A 25071-nucleotide genomic window follows, 5' to 3' on the forward strand; every position below is an offset into this window, starting at 1 on the left:
TCAAATCAACTCCACTATATCATCTATGTTAAGCAGACAACAAAAACTTTTAGTAATGAAAATTGTTAGTCTGTTCTCTGTAGTTCGAGGTTACAATATTCCAATTATCGTTTTAGCCCAGTATTTATCGGCAATTTTTATATTGGCGCCAGAAATTAGAGCGTTGGATATTTTGCTTGATTTTCACTTGTTTTTAATTGTTTTTGCTTCGGCTATTACAATCGCTTCAGGATATATCATCAATAATTTTTACGACAGTCAGAAGGATTTGATTAATCGTCCGAATAAATCCATGCTGGATCGTTTGGTTAGTCAGAAAACTAAATTGAACGTATATTTCAGTTTGAATTTTCTCGCTGTTCTAATGGCTTTTATAGTTTCCTGGAGAGCCTTTTTGTTCTTTTCGGGCTATATTTTTATGATTTGGTTTTATTCTCATAAAATTAAAAAATATCCCATTATTGGAAATTTAATGTCTGCTTTGCTTGCTGTAACACCGTTTTTTGCGATTTTACTTTATTTCTATAATAAGATTTCGTTTGAAGAAATTGAGAATCATATGAGTCATTTTGTGGTGATTTCGGCACATGCGGTTTTCTTGTTTCTGCTTTTATTGATTCGCGAAATGATAAAAGATTTAGAAAACCTGAAAGGCGATTTAGTAAGCGACTATAGAACCATTCCGGTTTTATACGGAGAAAAAATTTCTAAGCAAATTATCACGGGGTTGACTTTGTCTACCATTTTACCTGTTTACGTTTTGGTTAATATTTATGATGTAGGCTATATGGACATTTATTTCTATGTCTGTTTTGGAGTTCTTCTTTTCTTCCTGATTTATTTATGGAAATCGGACTCTAAAGAACAATATCTAAGACTACATAATGTTCTTAAGTTCCTGATTGTATCTGGCGTTTGCTGCATTGTTTTGATTAACCCGAGCGTATTATGGCATGGTCGCGAATTGATTTCTAATTACTAAAGCTTTTTATTTCACAGAGATTCGCAAAGTCTTTTTTGTGTAACTCCGCGAAATTCTTTGCGAATCTCTGCGGAACAACCTATTTTAAAAAGACCAATTATATTGCTCCTAAACCTCTTAAAATAAAGCGCTATTAATCTAAGAACATTGAACTTAAGATTTATTAGCAGGAAAAAACTATCTTTGCACAAATTAATGATTCTATGAACAACAAGGAAGGCAACAATAAAAGAGGCGGATCGAGACCAAATAGCTCACGACCAAACTCTAACAAGCCAAAACCTCCTATGGCTAAGCGCGCGCAAGGGCCTAAAAAAGTAAAACCTGAAGTTAAAGCTGCTCAGGAAGCTGCTGCTGAAAAATTGAGAAAACAAAATCAGCCAGCAAAGAGACAAAAGGCTTCAGATGAAATTCGTCTGAACAAATACATCTCTAATTCTGGTGTTTGTTCTCGTCGTGACGCCGACATTTATATTCAGTCTGGAAACGTTAAAGTTAACGGTACTGTAGTTACAGAAATGGGTTATTTGGTAAAACTAAATGATGTTGTAAACTTTGACGGTGTTACATTAACTCCTGAAAAGAAAGAATATATTTTATTAAATAAACCTAAAAACTTTACGACTGCCTTTGACGAAGGTCAGGAATATCGTAACGTTCTAGAACTTGTTCGTGGCGCTACAAATGCAAAAATTGCTGCTGTAGGAAGAATGGACAAGAATACAACTGGTTTATTATTGTTTACAAACGATACAGATATGATTCGTAAGTTTACATTGCCAAACCAGAAATCGTCTAAAATCTATCAGGTTTCTTTAGACAAAAACTTGAAATTTGAAGATTTAGAGAAAATCAGCAAAGGTTTAGTTCTTGACGGACACCGCGTTTTTGTTGAAGAAGTAAGCTATATTGATAATGAACCAAAAAGCGAAGTTGGTCTTAAACTGCGTACTGCTAACGTAAAAGTGGTGCGTTCAATTTTTGAATCTTTCGAATACAATGTATTGCGTATTGACCGTGTTTCGTTTGCTGGATTAACCAAAAAGAATCTTCCTCGTGGAAATTGGCGCTTTTTGACCGATCAAGAAGTTATCAATTTGAAAAACACATAAGCATTTTTCAAATTTAAGTCATAAATGAATCCTATTTTCTTCTAGAAAATGGGATTTTTTATTTAAAAACTAAAGAAATTATGTCCGAAAAGGGTAAAAATAGATCTTCCGATAGATTGGTTTTTATCTTCTACAGTTTCGTAAGATGAAAAACCTAGGATGATTTTAATTCCGGGAGGAATGCTGTTTAAAATATCTCTTTTTTGGTCTTCTAAAAGGAGCTTTAAACTTTCTATTAATTGAAGATTGTATCTTAAATAAGACATTACAAGTAATGCTGAAAAGTTAAGTATTTCTCTGGCTGTTTCGCTTTTAATGCCAACTTCGTTTGAAACCATTTCTGAAATTCTGCCTTTTTTGTTGGAGAATAATTCTTTCAGTAAAGCATTTCCTTCTATGCGGTAACAATCGTCGACTGATAAAATTCTGCCTGCATTAAAGTCTATTTCTTGGTAAAAAGTAGAATCTTCTTGGATTAATGAAACGATTTCAGAATAAAAATCAGATTCTTCAGCTTTGTTATAGAGTCCCATTAAAATTGTACCGATCGAGACGTCTATTCCCTTTATTAAAAGTGCATCATTCTCAAAATAAAACTTGTTTAACTTGGAGACAACATTAGAAGAAATAAAGCGTCTAAGTTCAATTTGTAGGTTTGGGGTCATACTCATAACTTAAAAAATGATTATTTATACTTATTTAAAATAATCGATAAAATGAGGCTTTTTATCGTTTATCGTGATAAAAATATAAAATATTTTAACATTTCCAAAAATTAAGTTAAAAATTTACCTTCTTAATAACCAGTTCTTAACACTAAAAACGTCTTAACACTAGCAAACTCAACCCTTTCGTTGTCAAACACAAAAGAAAAAAAGTTAAGAAAAGTTTGATGTTTATTTTTGCAAGCAACGCCAAAAAGCTAAAATTGTTATAGAATTAAAATAAAATGTTTCGATATTCCCACACAATATTTAAAAATATGCCCAAATAAACCACTGCAAAAAGAAAATTAACGAAACTCGAAGCGATGAATCCCAATAGCGATCCAGTGGCTGCTTTTATAGCTCGCTTATGATTTTGAGAATCATACATTAATTCGCCTATTAAAGCGCCTAAAAATGGTCCAATAATAATTCCAAAAGGAATTGGAGCAAAGATTCCGACAATTAAACCAATGTTGGTTCCCCAAACTCCATAAGAGCTTCCTCCAAACTTTTTAGTGCCTTTTGACGGAATAATATAATCTAATACAGTGATGATGACCATTAGAACAAAAGTAATCCCTAAAACCCAGTAATTATTTTCGACTGCTTTAGTCAGGTAAAGTAATAATATCCCAACCCAAGAGCTTGATAATCCAGGTAGAACAGGAAGAAAGCTTCCAAAAACGCCCACGATTACACATATAAATCCTAGCAGCACTAAAAGTAAATCCATAATATTTTGTAAGTTTGTACTTATTATTTAAACATTTTACTAGTATGAGAACTCTTGTAAAAATAGTTTTTTTTCTATTCTTTGTATTTTCCATCAGCGAAAAAACAATAGCTCAATCTAAGAAACTTTCTACAAATGACAAAGTAATACAAGACAGTCTTTACTCCTCCAATAAGAAAAAAGTAATAAATTTTTCTATGAGAGACTTTGATAAGCTATTTTTCGATTTTTTTAGTAAAAAAAATGATCCCAATATCCTTCTGAGTAAAATTGAATTTTATACCTATATGGTTCAAATAGCAGCTTTTTCAGATAGACTCATCAAATTATATCCTGATCAAAAGGAAGTTGCAGAAAAAAATAAAGAAAATTGGCTGTCGGAAAACTATGAAGATTATTTAGAATACAAAGCTTCTCAAAAAAAATAATCGTATTTTTGTTATATCATCCAATTTTAAAACTTTGAGGCAGTTTTTCCCTTTTCTTATTTGCATCCTTTTTAATTCTTGTCAATATTTTGAGAAGCAGGTTCCGTCTGAAAAAGAATTACTTCAAAAAGAGTTGAAATCTATTAACTGGAAAGAAGTTGATGAATATCCTTCTTTGCCTGATTGCGATAAAATTGGTGATAAAAAGCTTCGCCAGCAATGTTTTTTTGAAGTGATGTCGAATCTTATTCAAGAAAAACTTAACGTTGATACTTTATCTATTCTATATCCAGAATTGGACACCATTGAAGTCAAAGTAACTGTTTTTCCTAACTCAACTATGAAGTTTGAACCTCAGTTTCCTAAAGATTCTGTAGTTTACGATACTATAAGGATTGACAGCATTCTGCACGCGCGTCTAGTCGATTTTCCCAAAGTAAATCCAGCCATAAAACGCGGTATTCCAGTAAAAACACAGTTTATTTTGCCTGTAATTATAAAAGCAAAAGAAGAAAAGTAGTTATTTTCTAAATTGGCGTCCTTTCCATTTATAAGACCCAAATAAGCTGTAAAAAGCAACAGTCGAACTAAAAAATGGATACCATAAACTACTTAACAAAAGACTTTTAATTCTCGTTTTTGCCAAAAATCGATTAGTGATTGAAAGCAAAATAAAGTCAATTGAAATTTTAGAAAAAGCAAAAATTACAAAAATTGGGTACGAGCAAATCCCTAAAAGAAGAGAGAAAAATCCAATTACAAAACTCAGATTTCCGAAGAAAACAATCAATCCAAGAAACTTTCCGAAAGTGCTATTATACGAACTTGTTTTAGCCGCCCAACGTACTCTTTGATAAAATAAAGATTTCCAGTTTTCGGTTGGTTTTGTTGTTACAATCGCTTCTTCTGCTTTTAAATAATACACTTTTTCAGGAAACTTTTGAATCGCTTTTTGCAGTAAAAAAACATCATCTCCGCTGGCAATTTTATCATTCCCTTCAAAACCATTTAAACTTTCAAAGAATGCTTTTGTGTAAGCAAAATTAGCTCCGTTGCACATAAAACCTTTACTCAAACCAAAACTTCCAATTGTAGCGCCTTGCAGACTCGTTAAATCCAATTGCTGAAAATGATCTAAAAAAGAGTTTTCACATTGATACGTTACAGCTCCAGCAAGCATGGAAACTTTGTTCTGCTGAATATAATTATCAAAAGTCAACAGCCAATTTTTGGGAACAATACAATCGGCATCGGTTGTAATAACCCAGTCGGTTTTTACGTGCTGCATTGCTGTTGTAATGGCATCTTTTTTAGGAGAATTGGAAATTCTGATATTGTCAATTATCGAAATTTGGAATTTGGAATTTAAAAATTGGAATTTCTCGTTAGAGCTATCATCAACTAAAATTACTTCAAATAAATCTGTTGGATAATTTAGCTTTGAAAAACTTTCCAAAAGTAGGGGCAGATTTTCTTTTTCATTCCGAAAAGGAACAATTATCGTAAAACTTGTATTTGGCTTTAAATCACTTTTCTGATATTGTTCCACCTTGAAAAAACCATAAATCAGCAATAAAATGCTAATTACATAAACTGCTAATATGGTGAATAATCCGAAAATCATTCTGGAGTTTTCGTTTTAAAATTCAGCACAAAAAAGCTTCCTAAAACTACGGGAAGAACTACGTTTAAAAACCACATTAAAGTGCTTATAAAAACAACGATCCATTCGTTTACGCCCAGTATTCCGAAGAAATAAATCGCAACACTTCCTTTTACTGCAAAGTCTAAAAACTGAAAAGTTGGCAATGAAGAAGCTAAAAAGTAAACTGATGTTATCGCTGCCATCAAAGTTAAATAAGGCAAATCGACATCAAAACCTAAAAACAAAAAGTAATATTGGTGCGAGAAAACCAAGTAACGGCAGATTCCTAAAAAGATATTTTTCTGATGAACCGATTTCGGAATTTCATTGATTTTATGAATCAGTTTTTCTATCGAATATCCTTTGACTTTTATCTTTTTAATGGAGAATAAAAAAATCAAAATCAGAACAAATCCGCCGAAAAGAATCAAGACTGTTTTGGTTGTAATTACATTAAATTGCGCATTGAAATAGAGTAATCCGAAAATACCAAAAATGATCGTTAAAATCATTTGGATTCCGTTACAGATTAAGTTTAAGAAAACCACTCTTTTGGCTTCAGATTTTGGGTAATACAACGCTTTTCCTGCGTACTCTCCTACTCCATTTGGTGTAAAAATTCCTGCCGTCAAAGCAGCCAAAACCTGTTTTGTCGCTTCATAAACCGATATTTTATGAATAACCTGCGCTAGATTCTGCCATTTCAAAATTTCGAAATAACGGTTCAAAACGCTCAAAAGCAAGATAAACGAAATACCTAAAACCGACTGATTTTTTTGGAACAAAGCAATAAACTTCTGCCAATCTAATTTATCGTTGTTAGCCAACTGATTATAAATAAAATAAAATGCGCCGCCAACAATTAAAAGTTTGGCTAGAAGAACTAGGAATTGCTTAGCTTTGTGAGGAATTGAAATCATGCCGCAAAAGTAAAGCTATTTCACAAAGATTCGCGAAGAAATCACAAAGATACACGGAGAAAATAAAAACTTTGTGAATCTCTGTGGCAACTTGAAAATGAGAAAATGAATTGTTTCATTTTTCAAAAACTTGAAACTTGAAACAAAAAAACTTGAAACAAAAACTCTCTTGACACAAGAACGCATCATATTAGGTATTGACCCCGGAACCACAATTATGGGTTTTGGATTGATTAAAGTAATCAATAAAAAAATGGAATTTCTGCAGTTGAACGAATTGCAACTTTCCAAATACGACAATCATTACCAAAAACTAAGAATCATTTTTGAAAGAACCATTGAACTTATCGAAACTCATTGTCCTGACGAAATTGCTATTGAAGCACCTTTCTTTGGCAAAAACGTACAGTCGATGTTAAAGCTCGGACGAGCGCAAGGGGTTGCAATGGCAGCAGGACTTTCAAGAGGCATTCCGATTACTGAATACGAACCTAAAAAGATAAAAATGGCGATTACCGGAAACGGAAATGCCAGTAAAGAACAAGTTGCCAAAATGCTGCAACAGCTTTTAGGCTTAAAAGAATTACCCAAAAATCTTGATTCCACAGACGGTTTGGCTGCTGCGGTTTGTCATTTCTTTAATTCGGGAAAAGTCGTGGCTGGAAAAAGCTATTCAGGCTGGGATGCTTTTGTGAAACAGAATGAAGATCGAGTTAAGAAATGAGTCAATGTGTCAATTTGCCAATTTGATAATTAGATAATTCTGTAGACAACGAATAAATTATCTAATTGACATATTCTCTAATTATCTAATAAAAAATGTCAGGAATTTACATTCACATACCTTTTTGCAAGCAAGCTTGCCATTATTGCGACTTTCATTTTTCTACTTCGATGAAAAAGAAAGACGAGATGGTTTTAGCATTAGCCAAAGAAATTGCTATGCGCAAAACCGAAAGTGATAGTGAAATTGAAACCATTTATTTTGGCGGAGGAACTCCTTCGGTTTTATCAAATGACGAAATAAACTTTTTAATTTCTGAAGTTTATAAAAATTATAAAGTTGTAGAAAACCCTGAAATTACACTTGAAGCTAATCCGGATGATTTGTCTGCTGAACGAATTCTGGAATTATCTAAAAGCCCAATAAATAGATTAAGCATCGGAATTCAGTCTTTTTATGAAGAAGATTTAAAGATGATGAATCGTGCCCATAATTCGGCGGAAGCCAAAAAATGTTTAGAAGAAGCGACAAAGTATTTCGATAATATTTCATTGGATTTAATTTACGGAATTCCAGGAATGAGTGACGAAATGTGGAGACAGAATATCCAAACGGCTTTAGATTTCGGCATTCCGCATATATCGAGTTATGCTTTGACTGTTGAACCCAAAACGGCTTTAAGCAAATTAATTCAAACCGGAAAAGTTGCTGAACCACAAGATGAAGTGGCTTCCAACCATTTTATGATTTTGGTTGAAATGCTTCAACAGAATGGTTTTATTCATTACGAATTATCCAATTTTGGAAAAGAGAATTATTTCTCTAAAAACAATTCGGCTTACTGGCTGGGCAAAAAATACATCGGAATCGGACCTTCGGCACATAGTTATGACGGCGAAAAAAGAGGCTGGAATATTGCTAATAATTCGTTGTATCTAAAAGCAATTCAAAACAACGAACTTCCAATTGAAACCGAAATCTTAACTGTTTCTGATCGTTACAATGAATATATCATGACGGGTTTACGAACCATTTGGGGCGTTTCTTTAGAAAGAATTGAAAAGGAATTCGGAACAGAGTATTTGAATTATTTACTGGAACAAGCTCAAAAGTTCTTAAATGACGATTTGCTTTCGATCGAAAACAACATTTTAAAACCAACTCTTAAAGGAAAATTTTTAACGGATGGAATTGCTTCAGATTTATTTTATGTTGAAAGTTAAGTTTAACCGCAAGGTTCGCTAAGGTTTACGCAAAGAACGCTATTTGTTTTTTTTGTAGGAATAAATATATGTTTTAAAGGCGCAAGTATTATATTTGGAGCTTTAAATATTTATTTTATGTCAGAGAATGATTTATCTCGAATTGTGTTTCATTCAGCTTTGAAGGTTCATCAAACTTTAGGACCTGGACTTTTAGAAAGTGCTTATGAAGAATGTCTATTTTATGAGTTGAAAAAATTTAACTTGGTAGTTGAAAAACAAAAGCCTCTACCATTAATTTACGAAGAAGTAAAATTAGATGTTGGTTATCGATTAGATATTTTAGTAGAAAATAAACTAATTTTGGAAATAAAGTCTGTAGATTGCTTAAATGAAGTTCATTTTGCCCAACTATTGACTTACTTAAAATTAACAAATTGCAAACTAGGCTTATTAATAAATTTTAATGTTGCATTACTAAAACATGGAGTTAAAAGAATAGCAAACAATCTTTAATAAAATCCTAGCGCCCTTTGCGTAAACCTTAGCGAACCTTGCGGTTAAATTATGATAGCAAAAATCAACAACTTCGAAATCGACTTATCAAAACCCATTGATATTTCTATTCCATTAACCAATACAGATGAAAATCCGATTGCGTGGTACATCGAAAAACCAGTCATTGAACCAGTAGTTTTTGGCGATTGGATTGGAAAAGTTTCTGAAGGAAAATCATCTACGAATTTCAATAATATTTTCTTCAATCCGCATGGGCATGGAACGCATACGGAATGCTTGGGGCATATTACCAATGATTTTTACAGTATTAACCAATCTCTAAAACAATTCTTCTTTTTTGCTAAACTGATTACGGTTGAACCTGAAAAGATTGGAGATGATTTGGTGATTACGAAAGAAAACATTTCGACTTCGCTCAATGTGACATCACTGGATAGCGCTTCGACTTCGCTCAGCGTGACAAATGAGGCTTTAATAATTCGGACTCTTCCAAATCAGCTGGAAAAAAAGTCTCGAAAATATTCCAATACCAATCCTCCGTATTTGTCTGAAGATGCTGCAATTTTCATCCGCGAAAGTGAAATTCAGCATTTATTGATCGATCTCCCAAGTGTGGACAAAGAACATGACGAAGGAAAATTATTAGCACATAAAGCATTTTGGAATGTAAAAGACACAAATAATTTAAATCAAGATGCACGGTTCAATGCGACAATTACAGAAATGATTTATGTTGCAGACGAAATTGAAGACGGAAATTATATACTAAATCTTCAAATCGCTTCGTTTGAAAATGATGCAAGTCCAAGCAAACCAATTTTATATAAAATTTAAAAGGCCGCCACTAGTTGCACTAATTTTCGCGAATTTCTTTTTTTATTTGCCACAGATTAAAAAGATTCACACAGATTTAATCATTTTTAATCCTTTAATCTGTGGCAAAAAATAATTCGTGAAAATTAGTGTAATTAGTGACAAAAAAATTAGACAATATGATTAGTGTTTCAACTGACAAAACCAAACTCGATGTCCCATTTATACAGAACTTTTTAAAAGACATTTATTGGGCTGCAGGACGAACGATTGACGAAGTGCAAAGAACGATTGATGCTTCGGTTTGTTTTGGAATTTATTTAGAGGACAAACAAATTGGCTTTGCACGCGTGATAACCGATTATGTCGTTTTTGCTTATTTAATGGATGTTTTTATTGATGAAGAACATCGCGGAAAAGGTTATTCTTCCATTTTAATTGAAGCGATGATGAAAGAACCTCAACTGCAAGAAGTTAAAATCTGGCGATTGGCAACAACTGATGCTCACTTTTTATACGAGAAATTCGGATTTACAAAACTAAATCATCCTGAAAAGATGATGGAAAAAATAGTCAAATGAAAACAGTTTTAAAGCTTGAGGAAGTTGCTTTATTCCTTCTCGGAATCTTTTTGTTTAACCGCTTAAATTATGAATGGTGGTGGTTTCTTACTTTAATTTTAGCTCCCGATTTATCAATGATGGGTTATGTTTTTGGAAACAAAACTGGAGCATTTCTTTACAACATCTTTCATCACAAAGGAATTGCACTTTTAATTTATGCTATCGGATTTTATTTAAGTATTGAAATGGTGCAATTAGCGGGAATTATTTTATTTTCACATTCGGCAATGGATCGTATTTTTGGTTATGGTCTTAAATATGAAAAAGGCTTTAAATACACGCATTTAGGTGAAATTGGTAAATAAACAGTTATGAATTTAGAAACGTTTTACGAATATTGTCTTTCAAAAAAAGGAGCCAGCGAACATTTTCCGTTTGATGAAGATACTTTGGTCTTTAAGGTGGGCGGAAAAATGTTTGCTTTGTCTTCACTTTCTCAATGGGAAAAAAATGAACAGTCGGCAAATTTAAAATGCGATCCAGAACGCGCACAAGAACTTCGAGCAGAGTATGACGAAATACAGCCTGGATTTCATATGAGCAAAGTACACTGGAATACCGTGGCTTTGAACGGAAATTTACCTGATAAATTCGTGAAGGAACTCATAGACCATTCGTATGAATTGGTTTTCAAAAGTTTGACGAAGAAAATTCAAAATGAAATTATCGAATTAGAAAATTAGGCATTACATTTGCATCGTAAGAAAAAAAATTTAGCAGCTTAGCCGCTTTGAAACTTAGCAACTAATAAACAATGAAAGAACAATTTAAAAAATTTCTAAACGAAGAACAAGATCCAAAAGCGATTGAAAAAATAACTTCGAAACTTACTGATTTATTAATGAAAGGTGAAGAAGTTGGTTATATCGCCGTGCAAAAAAAGCCTGCAATTACTGTTTTTCCTGATAGTATAATCTTAACCAATAAACGTATTATTATTTGCACGCCTAAAAACTTAGGCCTTTCAATGAATTTTACAGATTATACTTGGGATGATATTACAAGCTCATTTGTAAAAGAAAATATTTTAGGTTCTGAATTTTCATTTAGCACTAATACAGACCTGATTATTTCTATAGATTATATTCCGAAAATTCAGGCTAGAAAAATGTATACCTATGCTAAAGAGCAATTAGATTTATTAAAAAATCCTGTTCAGACAGCAGCTCCAGTTCAAGAAATTGTGGCAGAAGCAGAAGTTGAAGACGAAATCGAAGAGGTAGAAACAGAAGAAGTAACAAGCTTTGCAGAAATTTTACCTGCAGCTCCAGCTGTGACAGAAACTTTTGAACCGCTTCCGACGCAACCAACTCAACCTGCTGGAGAACGTAGGTTAAGTGATTTGTCTAAAGAAGAACTTTTTGATAAATTACAGAATTACAAAAAACTTCTTGATAATGGTTTGATCATGCAAGGAGAATACGATGCTTACAAAAAAGAGATTTTAAGTTATATGTAATTTTAAAGTACAAAGTTCTGAGTACAAAGTACAAAGATTATTGACTTTGTCTAAAATAAAAAGCCCGAAATAGAGATTCCTATTTCGGGCTTTGCTTTTATAACTTTGCACTTTGTACTTATAAAGTCGCCTTCTGCTTTTCTACAAATTTATGAGATTGCAGTTCTAGTAACTCTTTTGCATTTTTTCGCTGCAGATCGAATAAACCTTTATCTTCTGCAATATCAGCGTACACTTTATCATGCATTTCTGCACTTGTTTTAACCAATAATTCACGTTGGTATTTATTTTGTGTCAAAGTTGCTTTCATTGCGGTTTCGGCTTCTTCTTGCTTGAAATCGAATTCCCCTTTTGGCGCTAATAATTTAGCGATAATCGGAGAGGTTTCAATAGCAAGAAACAACAACATGATAAAAAATGACGGAAGCCAAGGCAGTTTGTTCAATGCATTGATGCGCGCCATTAATCCGTCGAAACCTTCAATGATTGGCTGTGTCTGCGAAACTTTTTTATCTAAATCGGCCTGAAGCTGTACGCCTGCTTTTTCTTTTTCGGCAATTTTAGCTTCGTTTGCCTTTTTAAGCGCTTCGAATTCTTTTAAAGCCGCATCGTGTTTTTCGCGTTTCTCTTTATAAACTGGACCTTTTCCTAATTTTTTAGTTCCGGTTGTTCCTTCGGCTTCAGTAATATAAACTGAATACAAATCGTTTACTTCTTTCTCTTTCTTTACAATATCTGCTTTAAGCGCAGCAATTTCAGCTTTATTTTTATCTAAATCCGTTTTGAAATACGTTCCAATTTGCTTTTTGTTGGCCAATTCCATTTCGTTTTTCTCTTTCAATAAAACGGTATTGATTTCTTTTTCGAAAATCTTAATCTCCAAAGGCTTCGAAATTACAATTGCAATAATAATAGCCAAAGCAATACGCGGAGTTGCCTGAAGGAATTCGTCTAAGAAACGATCTCTTTTTTTAATCGTAGAAACGATAAATCGGTCTAAATTGAAGATTAGCAAACTCCAAACAAAACCGAAAATTAAAGCTGGGTAAATAGAATCGAAAACAGTAAAAAGCGCATAAGCACTGGCTAGAAAAGCCATAACTGCCGTAAAGAACACGGTGGCGCCAATACCAACATACTTGGTTTGTTCGCCTTCTGAGCAGTCTTTCAAGAGATCACGGTCGGCTCCTGAACATAGGATAAAAAATTGTTTTAACATGATTGATGATTTTTGATTGTGATTGATATGGCAAATTTAACGCCAAATTTTCAAATACAGTCAAAATATCAATTTCTTTTTAGTTGTGAATCAAAGGTTTGAAAGCACAATGTTAGTTAAACATTAATAATCATAAGCAATAACTGACTAATCATAACACTATGTTAATTTTTTTTCAAGGCTTTAGTAATACACGGGTCTTAGTTTCGCAACCGAAATTAAACTAAACACACACAATGAAAAAATTTTATCTATTAACAGCATTCTTTTTATTCGCCTTTACAGGTTTTGCTCAGAAAGCTATTATATCTGGAAAGATATTAGATGCCGATGACAAACTGCCTCTTCCTGGAGCAATGGTTCAAATTGTAGGCGAAAAAAAATACACCGTTTCTGACTACAACGGTCGTTTTGAATTATTAAATATTAATGAAGGAACTTACCAAGTTGAAGTAAAATATATTGGATATACTTCTTTAACTCAAGAAATAAAAGTGGAGCAAGGAAAAAACAACGTAATTGATTTTTCTCTTAAAGCTTCTGAGAATGAACTGAAAGAAGTTATTGTTGGAGATATCTTAAAAGGTCAGGCAAAAGCGCTGAATCAACAAAAAAATAACAAAAACATCGGAAACGTAATCTCTTCAGATCAAATGGGTCGTTTTCCTGATGCTAACGTTGGAGACGCTTTAAAACGTGTTCCAGGTATCACAATGCAGAATGATCAAGGTGAAGCTCGTAACATTATTATTAGAGGTTTAGCTCCATCTTTGAACTCTGTAACTTTAAATGGTGACCGTATTCCATCTGCTGAAGGAGATAACAGAAACGTACAAATGGACTTAATTCCATCTGATATGATTTCTACAATCGAAGTAAACAAAACACTAACATCAGACATGGATGCAGATGCAATTGGAGGTTCTGTAAACTTAATTACAAGAGCAACTCCAAACGGAGAAAGAATTTCTGCAACTCTTGCAGGAGGTTATTTACCAATTCGTGATCACGCTTCTTATACTGCTGGTTTTGTTTATGGTAACCGTTTTGCTAATGATAAATTAGGAGTTGTTTTCAGCGGATCTTATAACAATGTAGATTACGGTTCTGATAACGTCGAAAACGAATGGGTAAAAGATGAGTTTGGAAATGACTATTTACAAGCTTCTGAAATTAGAAAGTATGATGTACAACGTATTCGTCGTAGTGCGTCTGTTGCTTTAGATTATAAATTCAATGACAACAATACCATCTTTGCCAATGCAATCTACAACTGGAGAGATGATAGAGAAAACCGTTTTAGAACTACTTACGATGATATTGAGCCACTTTATAATGGTGAAGAAATTGTTGGTTTTGAAGGCCGTGTAAAACGTCAGACAAAAGGTGGTTTAGACAATAATAGAAACAAAAACAGAAGATTAGAAGATCAAAGAGTTCAAAACTATTCTATTCGTGGAGAACATTTAATCAATTCTACATTAGATTTAGATTGGTCTGCTAACTATGCAAAAGCTAGAGAATACCGTCCAGGTGAGCGTTATATCGAATACCGTCAAAAAGGTCTAGAAATGTTTGAAGATTTATCAGATATCAGATTTCCTCTAATCACTACTGTTGGTGAATCTGTTGACGAATTTAAATTTGACTCTGTTACTGAAAATACAGACGAAACAAGCGAAAGCGAATTTGGTGCTAAAGTAAACATTCGTTTCCCTTTCTCTGTTATTGCAGGAGAAAAAGGAAGATTGAGAACGGGTCTAAGACTTCGTTTAAAGGAAAAAGAAAGAAACAATATGTTCTATTCTTATACGCCACTTAATGACGATATGGAATTATTATCGCAAGTTCCTACATCTTATTATGATGGAAACGGGTTTAATCCAGGAAGCAAATATGTACCGGGAACTTTCGCTTCTGCTAACTATTTAGGAGGTTTAGATTTGAACAATGCTTCTTTATTTGAAAAAGAAACAGATCCAGCAGAATATTTAGCTGTAAATTACAATGCTAAAGAAAGAATTACTGCTGCTTATGTAAGATGGGATCAGGATTTTAACGATAAACTTTCTATGGTTTTAGGTTTCCGTGTGGAGAATACTCATATCGATTATACAGGAAACCGTGTATTAGACGAGGAAGAATTAGAAAGCAAAATCAACAATACCAACTCTTATACTAATTTATTGCCAAGTATTTCATTCCAATACAACGCAACAAAAGATTTAGTTTTGAGAGCTGCTGCTACAACTGCATTGGCTAGACCAAACTATTATGCATTGGCTCCTTATGTAAACAATATCGCTGCCGATAAAGAAATTACAGCTGGAAATCCAGATCTTAAAGCTACCTATTCATACAATTATGATTTCATGGCTGAGAACTATTTCAAATCTGTTGGTTTAATTTCCGGAGGTGTTTTCTACAAAAGATTAAATGATTTCATTTACAATTATAGCGACAATCAATATACAGATGCGAAATTTGCTGCAGATTTTCCTAATCAAGCAAATCCAGTTCCAGCAGGAGAAAACTGGTCTTTCTTACAATCAAGAAATGGAGAAAATGTAGATGTTTACGGGTTTGAAGTTGCATTCCAACGCCAATTGGATTTCTTGCCAGGTAAATTCCTAAAAGGCTTTGCAATCTATTTGAATTATACTTACACGCAATCTAAAGCAAAAGGTATTGCCGATGAGGACGGAAACGAAAGAAATGATATTAGTCTTCCAGGTACAACTCCACACATGTTTAACGGATCTTTATCTTGGGAAAACAAACGTTTCTCTGCAAGAATCTCAACCAACTTTACTTCTGATTATTTAGATGAATTAGGTTCTGAGTCTTACAAAGACAGCTACTATGACAAGCAGTTTTTCTTAGATGCAAATGCTTCTTATAAAATTACTCCAAAATTGCGCTTTTTTGCTGAAGCTAATAACTTAACAAACCAACCGTTACGTTACTACCAAGGAGTTGCGGCTCATACAAAACAAGCTGAATATTACCAGCCTCGTTACAATTTCGGATTGAAATTAGACTTGTAATCTGCACTTTTTTAAAATTCTTAAATTAGACAGAGTTTAGCGCTCTGTCTAATTGCATTAAAATATATAACATAATGAAAAATAAATCTTTAGTTGCTCTTTTACTTTTAGCTGTTTCATTTACAGCTTGTAAAGACGATAAATTAGCTCCAGTTCAGCCAAATGCTGTAAAACCAACAGCCGTTACAGAAGCTTTACCTCACGATACAGACGATCCTTCTATTTGGATAAACCCAACAGATCCTTCAAAAAGTATTATTGTTGGAACAGATAAAGACACAGACGGAGGTTTGTATGCTTTTGATTTGAGTGGAAAAATCCTTAAAAAATCAATTCCGTTAAAACGTCCAAACAACGTTGATATCGCTTACGGATTGATTATTGACGGAAAAAAAGTAGACGTTGCGGTTACAACAGAACGTGAAGAAAACAAAATCAGAATTTTCAGCTTACCTGATTTAGAACCAATTGATAACGGTGGAATTCCTGTTTTTGAAGGAGAAGCGCAACGCGACCCAATGGGAGTTGCTTTGTTCACACGCCCAACTGATGGGAAAATCTTTGCTATTGTAGGAAGAAAAACAGGTCCTTCTGGAAGTTATTTATGGCAATATGAACTTTCTGGAAACGGAAAATTTGCTGCAGCAAAAGTGGTTCGCAAATTCGGAACATACAGCGGTAAAAAAGAAATTGAAGCTATTGCTGTAGACAACGAGTTAGGATTTGTTTACTATTGCGATGAGCAGGCTGGAATTAGAAAATACAAAGCAGATCCAGCTTTAAACGATAATAAAGAATTGGCTTTCTTTGGCCAGAAAGATTTCAAAGCAGACCACGAAGGAATTGCGATTTACAAAAAAACAGATTCTACAGGATATATTTTAGTATCCAATCAGCAGGCCAATTCTTTTATGGTTTATCCAAGAGAAGGCGCAAACGGCAATCCAAACAATCATTCTTTATTGGCAGAAGTTCCGACTTCTACAATTGAATGTGACGGTGCAGATGTTACGAGCGTAAACTTAGGCCCAAAATATAAAAACGGACTTTTTGTAGCGATGAGCAACGGAATGACTTTCCATTATTATGCTTGGGATTTGATTCAAAAACGCATCGACGAAGCTAAGAAATAAAGATTCAGTGTTGATTTGAAATTGCAGTTTTTCGGTACTTTCCTTTAAACTGTACTGAAAACTGCGTTTCAATGTCTTTAAAAAGTACTTCTTGTCAGTCTGAGCAAAGTCGAAGCCCAGTTTCCAATTGAAACACCCTTCGACTCCGCTCAGGGAGACAAACAAGCAGTATCAGACAAACACAAAAAACAAAAAAAGCTGTTCATTTCTGAACAGCTTTTTTATTTTGAATTAAATAATTCCTTTTATTCTGTAATCGGTGCTCCTGCTAAGATTTCAGCATTTGCAAACTCTTCAAATTTGGCAAAATTAGCTTTGAATTTCTGAGCCAATTCTAACGCTTTTTTATCGTATAAATCTTTGTCTTCCCAAGTATTTCTAGGATTTAGAATTTCTTCTGGAACATTCGGGCAAGATTGTGGTTTTGCAATTCCAAACACTTTGTGATCTACATACTCTACGTTGTCTAATTCTCCTTTTAAAGCAGCAGTAATCATTGCACGAGTATATTTCAGTTTCATACGGCTTCCTACTCCATAAGGTCCGCCTGTCCAACCTGTGTTGATCAACCAAACTTTTACTCCCGCATCTTTCATTTTCTTGCTCAACATCTCTGCATAACGCGTTGGGTGTAAAGGCATAAATGGTGCTCCAAAACAAGCAGAGAAATTAGGCTGAGGCTCTGTTACACCAGCTTCTGTACCAGCAACTTTTGCTGTATATCCAGAAATAAAGTGGTAAGCCGCCTGACCTGGATTTAATCTTGAGATTGGAGGCAAAATTCCAAAAGAATCGGCCGTTAAGAAAAATATATTTTTAGGATTATGTCCAACCAAACCTGGCTGTACATTATCGATATGTGTAATTGGGTAGCTTACACGAGTATTTTGAGTAATAGAAACATCGTCAAAATCTACTTCGTTTGTTCCTTCTTTGAAAACCACATTTTCTAAAAGCGCTCCTTTTTTGATTGCTCTAAAAATGTCTGGTTCGTTTTCTTCTGTTAAATTAATCACTTTTGCATAACATCCGCCTTCAAAATTGAAAACAGTGTTTTCGTTTGTCCAGCCGTGCTCGTCATCTCCAATTAATTTACGTTCTGGGTCTGCAGATAAAGTTGTTTTTCCAGTACCAGACAATCCAAAGAAGATTGCTGTATCTCCTGCTTCACCAACATTGGCGCTGCAGTGCATTGGAAGTGTATTTTTGAAAACCGGAAGAATAAAGTTCAATGCAGAGAAAATTCCTTTTTTCATTTCTCCTGTGTAACCTGTTCCTCCAATTAAAGCAATTTTTTTAGTAAAATCTAAAATAGCAAAATTAGACTGACGTGTTCCATCTACAGCAGGATCTGCCATAAAACTTGGAGCACAAACTACAGTCCATTCTGGAGTAAAATTAGCCAGTTCTGAATCTTCTGGACGTAAGAACATATTGTAGCAAAACAAGTTTGACCAAGCAGTTTCTGTTACAACACGAACATTTAATCTATAATTTGGATCTGAACATACATAAGAATCGCGAACAAAAACTTCTTTGTCTGATAAAAATGCTGTTACCTTATTATAAAGCTTTTCAAAAGCTTGGGGCTCAAAAGGGATATTTACATTTCCCCACCAAACTTGATCTTTAGTGATATCATCTTTTACGATAAAACGATCTTGTGGAGAACGACCTGTAAATTCACCTGTATTAATTGCTAACGCTCCTGTAGAATTCTCAACACCTTGTCCTGACTGCAAAGTAATCGCATGTAATTCATCTGCAGATAGTTGATAACGAACTTTTGCATTTTCAATTCCTAACTCTTTTAACGAAATCGATTGCGCGAAAACTGTATTAGTGTCCATAAGTTTTTAAGTTGTGTGTGATTTTTTGTTTTAAGCAAAATTACAGATTTATTTTTATTTCCTTTAAAATACTTAAATTTCACTTTAATTTATATGAAAAAAGAGAAATTTTAATTTAAAAATTATAAAAAGAAAAAAATAACCGCCTCTAATTTGTTTATTTACAACCTTATACGCGAATTTGTTATATTATTTTTGTTTGACAACAGAAAATACAAAAAAGTCACATAAATAAAGTTATATGTTATTTATGTGACAAAATTAAAGATTAATTCTTAGACAGAATTTTTTTTTCGGGATTTTATGATTTTCTCTTCAATATCGTAAAGAATAATAGCGCCCAACCAATAATTAATAGAAAACCACCCACAGGAGTTGCGAATACGATAATTTTAGATTCAAACAAAGTGTAGTCTTTTGTAGCCAATACATAAATTGAACCACTGAAAAGAACAACACCTGCTACTACAAAATTATAGATCGTTTTTAAGGTCTTTTCGGCTATATCTTTTTGAGTAGATAAAAAGAGAAGAAATAAGGCGTGATACATTTGGTAACGAACACCAACTTCAAAAGTATTTAATTGATCAACTGAAAGATATTTTTTCAATAAGTGAGCGCCAAAAGCACCCAAAATAATAGCTAACATACCGATAAAAGCTCCAGTTAAAACGATTCTTCTTTTCATAATATATCTCTTTTGAAATTTCAAACAAAAATACTTCAAACGAACCGAAAAACCGCTTTAGTTTCTGGATTATTTAGAACAAAATCAGGTTATTTTTTATCCGATTTCAAAAAATAAATTGAATTTTATTTAATTTGAATTGTTATATTTATAACATTTAAATATATTTGTGTTAAATATTTGAGACATGAGAAACGTTTTAATAATTGGAGCAGGAAGATCTGCATCGTCTTTGATTCGATATTTATTATCAAAATCTAATGAAGAAAAGCTGCATTTAACCGTAGCCGATCTTTCATTGAATCTCGCAAAAGCAAAGACTCAGAATCATCCGAATGCCACACCGCTTGCCTTAGATATTTTTAATTCCGACGAAAGAAAAAAAGCTATTGTAAATGCGTCAATAGTAATTTCTATGCTTCCTGCACACTTGCATATCGAAATTGCAAAAGATTGTTTAGAATTTAAAAAACATCTTGTTACAGCTTCTTATATAAGTGATGGCATGCAAGCTTTAAACGAGGAAGCCATCAAAAGCAATCTGATTTTCATGAACGAAATTGGTCTCGATCCAGGAATCGACCACATGAGCGCCATGAAAGTTATTGACGAAATAAGATCGAAAGGCGGTAAAATGCTTTTGTTTGAATCTTTCTGTGGCGGACTTGTAGCTCCTGAATCTGACAATAATTTATGGAATTACAAATTTACTTGGGCACCAAGAAACGTGGTCTTAGCAGGACAAGGCGGAGCTGCAAAGTTTATTCAGGAAGGAACTTATAAATATATTCCGTACAGTGCTTTGTTTAGAAGAACTGAATTTCTAGAAGTAGAAGGCTATGGAAAATTTGAAGCCTATTCGAATCGGGATTCTCTTAAATACCGTTCGGTTTATGGCTTGGATGATATTCTGACATTATATAGAGGAACTATTCGAAGAGTGGGATATTCTCGCGCTTGGAATATGTTTGTACAGCTCGGGATGACTGATGATAGCTATATTTTAGAGGGGTCAGAAAATATGAGTTATCGTCAGTTCATCAATTCTTTCCTTCCGTATCATCCAACCGATTCTGTAGAAATTAAAACTCGATTGATTCTAAAAATCGATCAAGACGATATTATGTGGGATAAACTTTTAGAACTGGATTTATTTAACCCAGATAAAAAGGTAAATCTGCCAAATGCTACTCCGGCTCAAATTTTAGAAAAAATTCTGACTGACAGCTGGGCTCTTGAACCAGAGGACAAAGATATGATTGTGATGTATCATAAATTTGGCTATGAACTAAATGGAGAAAAGAAACAAATCGATTCAAAAATGGTTTGTATCGGCGAAGACCAGACTTATACGGCAATGGCAAAAACAGTCGGACTTCCGGTTGCAATTGCTACTTTATTAATCTTAAACGGAAAAATTACAACTCCAGGCGTTCAGCTTCCTATAAAAAAAGAAGTTTATGAGCCGATTTTGAAAGAGTTAGAAGAATATGGGGTCATTTTTAACGAGCAAAATGTGCCTTATTTTGGATACAATCCGGACCTATTTTAGTCTGGATCTGCATGTTTATTTTTAGAATTTTTTTTAATTAGTTTTTAATTTTATCCGCTTCTCCCATCAGAAGCGGATTTTTTTCTTTTACATAGCTGGTGTAAGCGTTATTGGCAATTTATACAATACTCGTACTGGCAAACCATTGTTTGAGCCTGGAATCCATTTAGGAGAAAGTTTTATAACCCTAACAGCTTCTTCACCCGTTCCATATCCTATATCTTCTACTGCTTTAATATCAGATAACGTACCGTCTTTCTCAATAATAAACTGCAGTTTTACCTTTCCTCCATATTTCAGTGCTTTTTCTGGAACTTTAAAGTTTTTGCCCACAAACCTGTAAAACTTGTTTATTCCACCCGGAAAATCAGGCTTTTTCTCAATGCTATCAACCTTCATTTCCAAAGGTCTATCTTCATCTTTCGAAGTATTTTCCTGAGCCATACTTTTAGTACTCATGAAAATCAATATTACTAATACAAAACTCTGAGTAAGTATTCTCTTCATATTTTTAAATTGTTTAATCGCTTAAATATCCTGTCTTACACGTACAAATATAGATTTTTACTTTAATTAAAGTTGTTCTAATTTTAGCACAAGAACAAAAAAATCCGTTCAAAAAGAACGGATTTTTTTGTTTTGATTTAATGTCCTAAAGGTCTCGCTAATTGAACAACCATCGGTAAAATAAATTTAGAACTTACTGGTTCGCCATCCTTAGTTGCTGGAATCCATTTTGGACAAAGTTTCATAACACGAATAGCTTCGGCACCCAAACCATATCCTAAATCTTTAACAATTTTTATATTAGATAAAGATCCGTCTTTTTCAATTGTGAAATGTATATAATACTTTCCATCTACTTTTTTTTCATAAGCAATCTCAGGCATATTATAATTTCGACCATAAAAGATGTAAAAATCGGTTAAACCATTAGGAAATTCTGCCTGAGTTTCTACACTTACAGTATTATCAGATTTAGCAGAAAGATCTATTAGTTCTACTTCTTGTGCCCAACTTTTTGAATTACATGAAAGCAGTAGAAAAAAGGAAAAAGCACCTTTAAATATTAAATTAGAAAACGGTTTCATTTGTAGCATATTTTTTACAAATCTACACTAATTCTTATTTCTTTTAAATTTTTTGCTAATTATTATTTTGAATAGTAATTGGTAAAGTATAAAGGACTCTAACAGGTTTTCCGTGTTCGCTTCCTGGAATCCATTTTGGAGAAAGTTTTAAAACTCGAGTCGCCTCTTCTGCAAGACCATATCCAGAATCTTTTAAAATTGTAATTTCAGACAGGCTTCCGTCTTTTTCAACCATAAACTGCATGGAAATTTTGGTGTTCACACTATTTTTTGAAACTTCTGCTGGAACTTTAAAATGCTGTCCAACAAACATGTAGAACTTCTCTATTCCGCCAGGAAATTGTGGCTGTTTTACATTTGTCTTTTCACTAATTCTATTATCATTGGCGTTTTTTCCGCTAAAACTGGTCTGTGCAACAGCTTGCGAATTAAAAGCAATTAATAATACAACAGAAACGACAGCTACAGAACTCACTTTTAAAATCATAGCAAGTGGCGATTTCTTCTTAGTCATCATAAGCAAACGTTTTTTGGTTATTAAATAATTGATAGTACTTGCCAAAGCAACAGTTTGTTGGTTTGAAGCAAATTCCAGCAATAAGTTCTGATAACTTCTAACTTCACCAAATTGTTTATTTACGGCTTCATCGGCCAAAAATTCATGATTGAGTTTAATTGCTTTTCTAAAAAGAGATAGAAACGGATTAAACCAAAATACCGTTTGCAAGATTGAGACAAAAAGAATATCCAATGTATGTCTTTGCTCTAAATGCGCTTTTTCATGTATTAGTAATTCTGATGGAATTTTTCCCTTCTCAAATTCTGTTTTATTTACAAAAATGGCATTCCAAAAAGAATGAGGCAAAACAGCTTCATCAGTCAAAATTACTTTTACACCATCGACAGAGCGGGTTTCTTTTCGGTTTATTTTTTTGAAAAACGAAAGCACATTTAAAATTAAACGAAACCCCATCACTATTGCAACGATTACATAAACACGTTTCAAAATGGCGAATACGTATTCTAATAGGTAATTTTCATTTATAGGCGCACGACTAGTTCTAATCTCTATTCCTTCCAATTGAATTGCGTTTAATCCGCTCTCAAATAAAGGTTTGAATGTAAATAGTTGCAACGGAATAATAAAACTAAAAATCAAACTTCCGAGAAGATAGGCACGATTGAACCGAAACATTCTTTCGTTTTCTAACAACAACTTATATACTGCATAAAAAACAGCAAGCAGTAAACCCGATTTTAAAAGATATGTTATCATTTTTTCTTTTTTTGAATTTCTGAATCGATTATTTTTTTAAGATCTTCCAGTTCTGAAGCCGACAAATTTGTTTCGGTCGTAAAAAACGAAGCAAACTGCGAAGCCGAATTATTAAAGAAATTGCTAATTAGTCCTTTTACGTGTTTTGCAAAATAGTCTGTCTTTTTTACCAACGGATAATATTCTCGAGAATTTCCAAATTCGTTATACGCCACAAATTTCTTATCAATCATTCGTTTTAAAAGCGTCGCCACGGTTGTTGTTGCCGGTTTTGGTTCCGGATACGCTTCGAGCAAATCTTTCATAAAAGCTTTTTCAAGCTTCCATAAATGTTCCATTAATTGTTCTTCTGCGTTTGATAATTGTATCATGGTTTTGTATTTTCAAGTTTTTCTGTTTCAGCCAATTCCTTTTTATATTCTTCCAAATTCCATTCAATATTCAATTTTGTTGCATAGTCGGCCATAGTTCCAAGTCCGACTTCTGCGCGCCTTTTATCGACATTATCTGGATCTATCATTGGCGCAATACAAATTTTACCAGTCTTTTTATTCTTTGAACTCTGACTGCCATAAATTTGTTTTTTTCCTTCTCTCAAAGCAACTCTATCTTCCAAATACGCCAGATTTCCCGGATTGGCATTTCCATTTTTAACCGCCTCTCTCATCATCGGCAGATATTTTTGTTGGTATTTTAAATCGGCATGCTGAATTACCAGAAACAAAGTCTGATTTCCCTGAGAACCTACAACATTTTTCCCTAGCCATCCTCTTTCGTCCAGTATTTTCATCACCTTAATGAGGTTAATACTGTCTTTTCTTTCCATGATTTTACCAATGCTGTCAATTTTCTTTTTGTCAGGTTTTGAGACTCTATAAACATTCATAAATTCTCCGCGAATTTCCTGATCTTCGGTATAAATTTCTGCAAGCTCTTTTTCCAGCACTTTATCATAATTTGCTCCAATTATATCTAATTTCTTCTGCAGTTTATCAATTGTTTTATTCCATTGTTTTTCTGAGTGCAAAGGCTTTAAATCGTTATCAATTTTAAGATGGGCAATATTCTCGTATCCGTTATCGATAGAAAGATTTAACCATTTAAATGCTTTTTTGTTCTTTTTTGCCATAGAAGCAGAACAGCCTGCGTTGTATAAGTCTCGATCGTCTTTCTGCTCTATTTTAAACGCTTTTTCATAATACGAAACAGACAATTCATAGTTTTTTGCCGTATAGCAAGAATCTGCTTTTCGAACCCATTCTTTATACGTTTGAGCTTGCAGAAAAATACAGTTCATCACTAATAAAGAGAGTGTAATTATTTTTTTCATGGTTTAGAGGTTAGTTGG

The 25071-nt window shown here is 33.5% G+C and carries 27 protein-coding genes; 15 read left to right on the top strand and 12 right to left on the bottom strand.

The genetic code is table 11. From position 1 onward, the window contains the following. Window positions 1-25 precede the first annotated feature (25 nt). A complete protein-coding gene (locus NCC77_RS03325; protein WP_095928171.1) occupies window positions 26-982 on the top strand; it encodes a geranylgeranylglycerol-phosphate geranylgeranyltransferase in 957 nt (318 codons plus the stop codon). Window positions 983-1185: 203 nt separating this feature from the next. Beyond that, window positions 1186-2094 carry a pseudouridine synthase gene (locus tag NCC77_RS03330; RefSeq protein WP_095928172.1) on the top strand — a complete coding sequence of 303 codons (909 nt, stop codon included), beginning with the start codon at window positions 1186-1188 and terminating at the stop codon, window positions 2092-2094. 62 nt (window positions 2095-2156) lie between these two features. Here the strand turns inward: NCC77_RS03330 and NCC77_RS03335 are convergent, their stop codons facing one another. Together NCC77_RS03335 and NCC77_RS03340 are read right to left on the bottom strand one after the other, a co-directional pair. Continuing rightward, window positions 2157-2759, bottom strand: a complete 603-nt coding sequence (locus NCC77_RS03335) for a DUF937 domain-containing protein (RefSeq protein ID WP_095928173.1) — start codon at window positions 2757-2759, stop codon at window positions 2157-2159. 274 nt (window positions 2760-3033) lie between these two features. Continuing rightward, window positions 3034-3534 (bottom strand): DUF456 domain-containing protein, encoded by a 501-nt coding sequence (locus NCC77_RS03340; protein ID WP_250834343.1) that lies wholly within the window; start codon window positions 3532-3534, stop codon window positions 3034-3036. Window positions 3535-3578: 44 nt separating this feature from the next. Here NCC77_RS03340 and NCC77_RS03345 point away from each other — a divergent pair, with 44 nt between their 5' ends. Then, window positions 3579-3962: a hypothetical protein gene (locus NCC77_RS03345; RefSeq protein ID WP_250834344.1), complete on the top strand. Its 384-nt coding sequence runs from the start codon at window positions 3579-3581 to the stop codon at window positions 3960-3962. A gap of 34 nt (window positions 3963-3996) precedes the next feature. Beyond that, entirely contained in the window at window positions 3997-4482 is a 486-nt protein-coding gene (locus NCC77_RS03350; protein WP_250834345.1) for a hypothetical protein, read from the top strand. Here NCC77_RS03350 and NCC77_RS03355 read toward each other — a convergent pair whose 3' ends face one another. Then, the gene (locus NCC77_RS03355) at window positions 4483-5586 is read right to left on the bottom strand and encodes a glycosyltransferase family 2 protein (RefSeq protein WP_250834346.1); all 1104 of its coding nucleotides are present in this window, start codon (window positions 5584-5586) and stop codon (window positions 4483-4485) included. After that, complete coding sequence (locus tag NCC77_RS03360) at window positions 5583-6527, bottom strand: flippase-like domain-containing protein (protein WP_250834347.1); 945 nt, start codon at window positions 6525-6527, stop codon at window positions 5583-5585. Before NCC77_RS03360 ends, NCC77_RS03355 begins: the two co-directional genes overlap by 4 nt. 169 nt (window positions 6528-6696) lie before the next feature. On the opposite strand from NCC77_RS03360, the gene ruvC reads away from it, so the two are divergent. From ruvC to NCC77_RS03400, 8 genes are all read left to right on the top strand, one after another. Beyond that, window positions 6697-7251: a crossover junction endodeoxyribonuclease RuvC gene (gene ruvC / locus NCC77_RS03365; RefSeq protein WP_095928179.1), complete on the top strand. Its 555-nt coding sequence runs from the start codon at window positions 6697-6699 to the stop codon at window positions 7249-7251. A gap of 95 nt (window positions 7252-7346) precedes the next feature. Beyond that, window positions 7347-8474 carry a radical SAM family heme chaperone HemW gene (gene hemW, locus NCC77_RS03370; RefSeq protein ID WP_250834348.1) on the top strand — a complete coding sequence of 376 codons (1128 nt, stop codon included), beginning with the start codon at window positions 7347-7349 and terminating at the stop codon, window positions 8472-8474. A 117-nt stretch (window positions 8475-8591) separates the two neighbouring features. Then, window positions 8592-8969 carry a GxxExxY protein gene (locus NCC77_RS03375; RefSeq protein WP_250834349.1) on the top strand — a complete coding sequence of 126 codons (378 nt, stop codon included), beginning with the start codon at window positions 8592-8594 and terminating at the stop codon, window positions 8967-8969. A gap of 51 nt (window positions 8970-9020) precedes the next feature. Then, complete coding sequence (locus NCC77_RS03380) at window positions 9021-9806, top strand: cyclase family protein (RefSeq protein WP_250834350.1); 786 nt, start codon at window positions 9021-9023, stop codon at window positions 9804-9806. A gap of 158 nt (window positions 9807-9964) precedes the next feature. Next, window positions 9965-10366, top strand: a complete 402-nt coding sequence (locus NCC77_RS03385; RefSeq protein ID WP_250834351.1) for a GNAT family N-acetyltransferase — start codon at window positions 9965-9967, stop codon at window positions 10364-10366. Further along, window positions 10363-10713 (top strand): DUF4260 domain-containing protein, encoded by a 351-nt coding sequence (locus NCC77_RS03390; RefSeq protein ID WP_250834352.1) that lies wholly within the window; start codon window positions 10363-10365, stop codon window positions 10711-10713. The genes NCC77_RS03385 and NCC77_RS03390 overlap by 4 nt, the downstream gene beginning before the upstream one ends. 6 nt (window positions 10714-10719) lie before the next feature. Next, window positions 10720-11091 (top strand): MmcQ/YjbR family DNA-binding protein, encoded by a 372-nt coding sequence (locus tag NCC77_RS03395; protein WP_250834353.1) that lies wholly within the window; start codon window positions 10720-10722, stop codon window positions 11089-11091. A gap of 71 nt (window positions 11092-11162) precedes the next feature. Further along, entirely contained in the window at window positions 11163-11867 is a 705-nt protein-coding gene (locus NCC77_RS03400) for a PH domain-containing protein (RefSeq protein ID WP_250834354.1), read from the top strand. A gap of 118 nt (window positions 11868-11985) precedes the next feature. On the opposite strand, the gene NCC77_RS03405 is transcribed toward NCC77_RS03400, so the two are convergent. Next, window positions 11986-13086, bottom strand: a complete 1101-nt coding sequence (locus NCC77_RS03405; protein WP_250834355.1) for a DUF4407 domain-containing protein — start codon at window positions 13084-13086, stop codon at window positions 11986-11988. A gap of 236 nt (window positions 13087-13322) precedes the next feature. Here NCC77_RS03405 and NCC77_RS03410 point away from each other — a divergent pair, with 236 nt between their 5' ends. Next, window positions 13323-16133: a TonB-dependent receptor gene (locus tag NCC77_RS03410; protein ID WP_250834356.1), complete on the top strand. Its 2811-nt coding sequence runs from the start codon at window positions 13323-13325 to the stop codon at window positions 16131-16133. 74 nt (window positions 16134-16207) lie between these two features. Next, window positions 16208-17266: a phytase gene (locus tag NCC77_RS03415; RefSeq protein WP_250834357.1), complete on the top strand. Its 1059-nt coding sequence runs from the start codon at window positions 16208-16210 to the stop codon at window positions 17264-17266. Window positions 17267-17511: 245 nt separating this feature from the next. Here the strand turns inward: NCC77_RS03415 and pckA are convergent, their stop codons facing one another. Beyond that, window positions 17512-19116 carry a phosphoenolpyruvate carboxykinase (ATP) gene (gene pckA / locus NCC77_RS03420; RefSeq protein ID WP_250834358.1) on the bottom strand — a complete coding sequence of 535 codons (1605 nt, stop codon included), beginning with the start codon at window positions 19114-19116 and terminating at the stop codon, window positions 17512-17514. A gap of 301 nt (window positions 19117-19417) precedes the next feature. Then, window positions 19418-19804, bottom strand: coding sequence for a DUF423 domain-containing protein (locus NCC77_RS03425; RefSeq protein ID WP_250834359.1), 387 nt, complete (start codon window positions 19802-19804; stop codon window positions 19418-19420). A gap of 187 nt (window positions 19805-19991) precedes the next feature. Between NCC77_RS03425 and NCC77_RS03430 the strand changes: the two genes are divergently transcribed. Next, complete coding sequence (locus NCC77_RS03430; RefSeq protein WP_250834360.1) at window positions 19992-21356, top strand: saccharopine dehydrogenase family protein; 1365 nt, start codon at window positions 19992-19994, stop codon at window positions 21354-21356. An 87-nt stretch (window positions 21357-21443) separates the two neighbouring features. Here the strand turns inward: NCC77_RS03430 and NCC77_RS03435 are convergent, their stop codons facing one another. The 5 genes from NCC77_RS03435 to NCC77_RS03455 form a co-directional block, all read right to left on the bottom strand. Continuing rightward, a complete protein-coding gene (locus NCC77_RS03435) occupies window positions 21444-21863 on the bottom strand; it encodes an energy transducer TonB (protein WP_250834361.1) in 420 nt (139 codons plus the stop codon). 137 nt (window positions 21864-22000) lie between these two features. Next, the gene (locus NCC77_RS03440; RefSeq protein WP_250834362.1) at window positions 22001-22447 is read right to left on the bottom strand and encodes an energy transducer TonB; all 447 of its coding nucleotides are present in this window, start codon (window positions 22445-22447) and stop codon (window positions 22001-22003) included. Between the two features lie 55 nt (window positions 22448-22502). Then, window positions 22503-23723 (bottom strand): M56 family metallopeptidase, encoded by a 1221-nt coding sequence (locus NCC77_RS03445; protein ID WP_250834363.1) that lies wholly within the window; start codon window positions 23721-23723, stop codon window positions 22503-22505. After that, window positions 23720-24094 carry a BlaI/MecI/CopY family transcriptional regulator gene (locus NCC77_RS03450; protein ID WP_198854767.1) on the bottom strand — a complete coding sequence of 125 codons (375 nt, stop codon included), beginning with the start codon at window positions 24092-24094 and terminating at the stop codon, window positions 23720-23722. Before NCC77_RS03450 ends, NCC77_RS03445 begins: the two co-directional genes overlap by 4 nt. Further along, a complete protein-coding gene (locus tag NCC77_RS03455; RefSeq protein WP_250834364.1) occupies window positions 24091-25053 on the bottom strand; it encodes a DUF6624 domain-containing protein in 963 nt (320 codons plus the stop codon). The genes NCC77_RS03450 and NCC77_RS03455 overlap by 4 nt, the downstream gene beginning before the upstream one ends. Between the last annotated feature and the right edge of the window lie 18 nt (window positions 25054-25071).

The organism is Flavobacterium tyrosinilyticum, from assembly GCF_023656565.1.
Taxonomy (GTDB): Bacteria; Bacteroidota; Bacteroidia; order Flavobacteriales; family Flavobacteriaceae; genus Flavobacterium; species Flavobacterium tyrosinilyticum.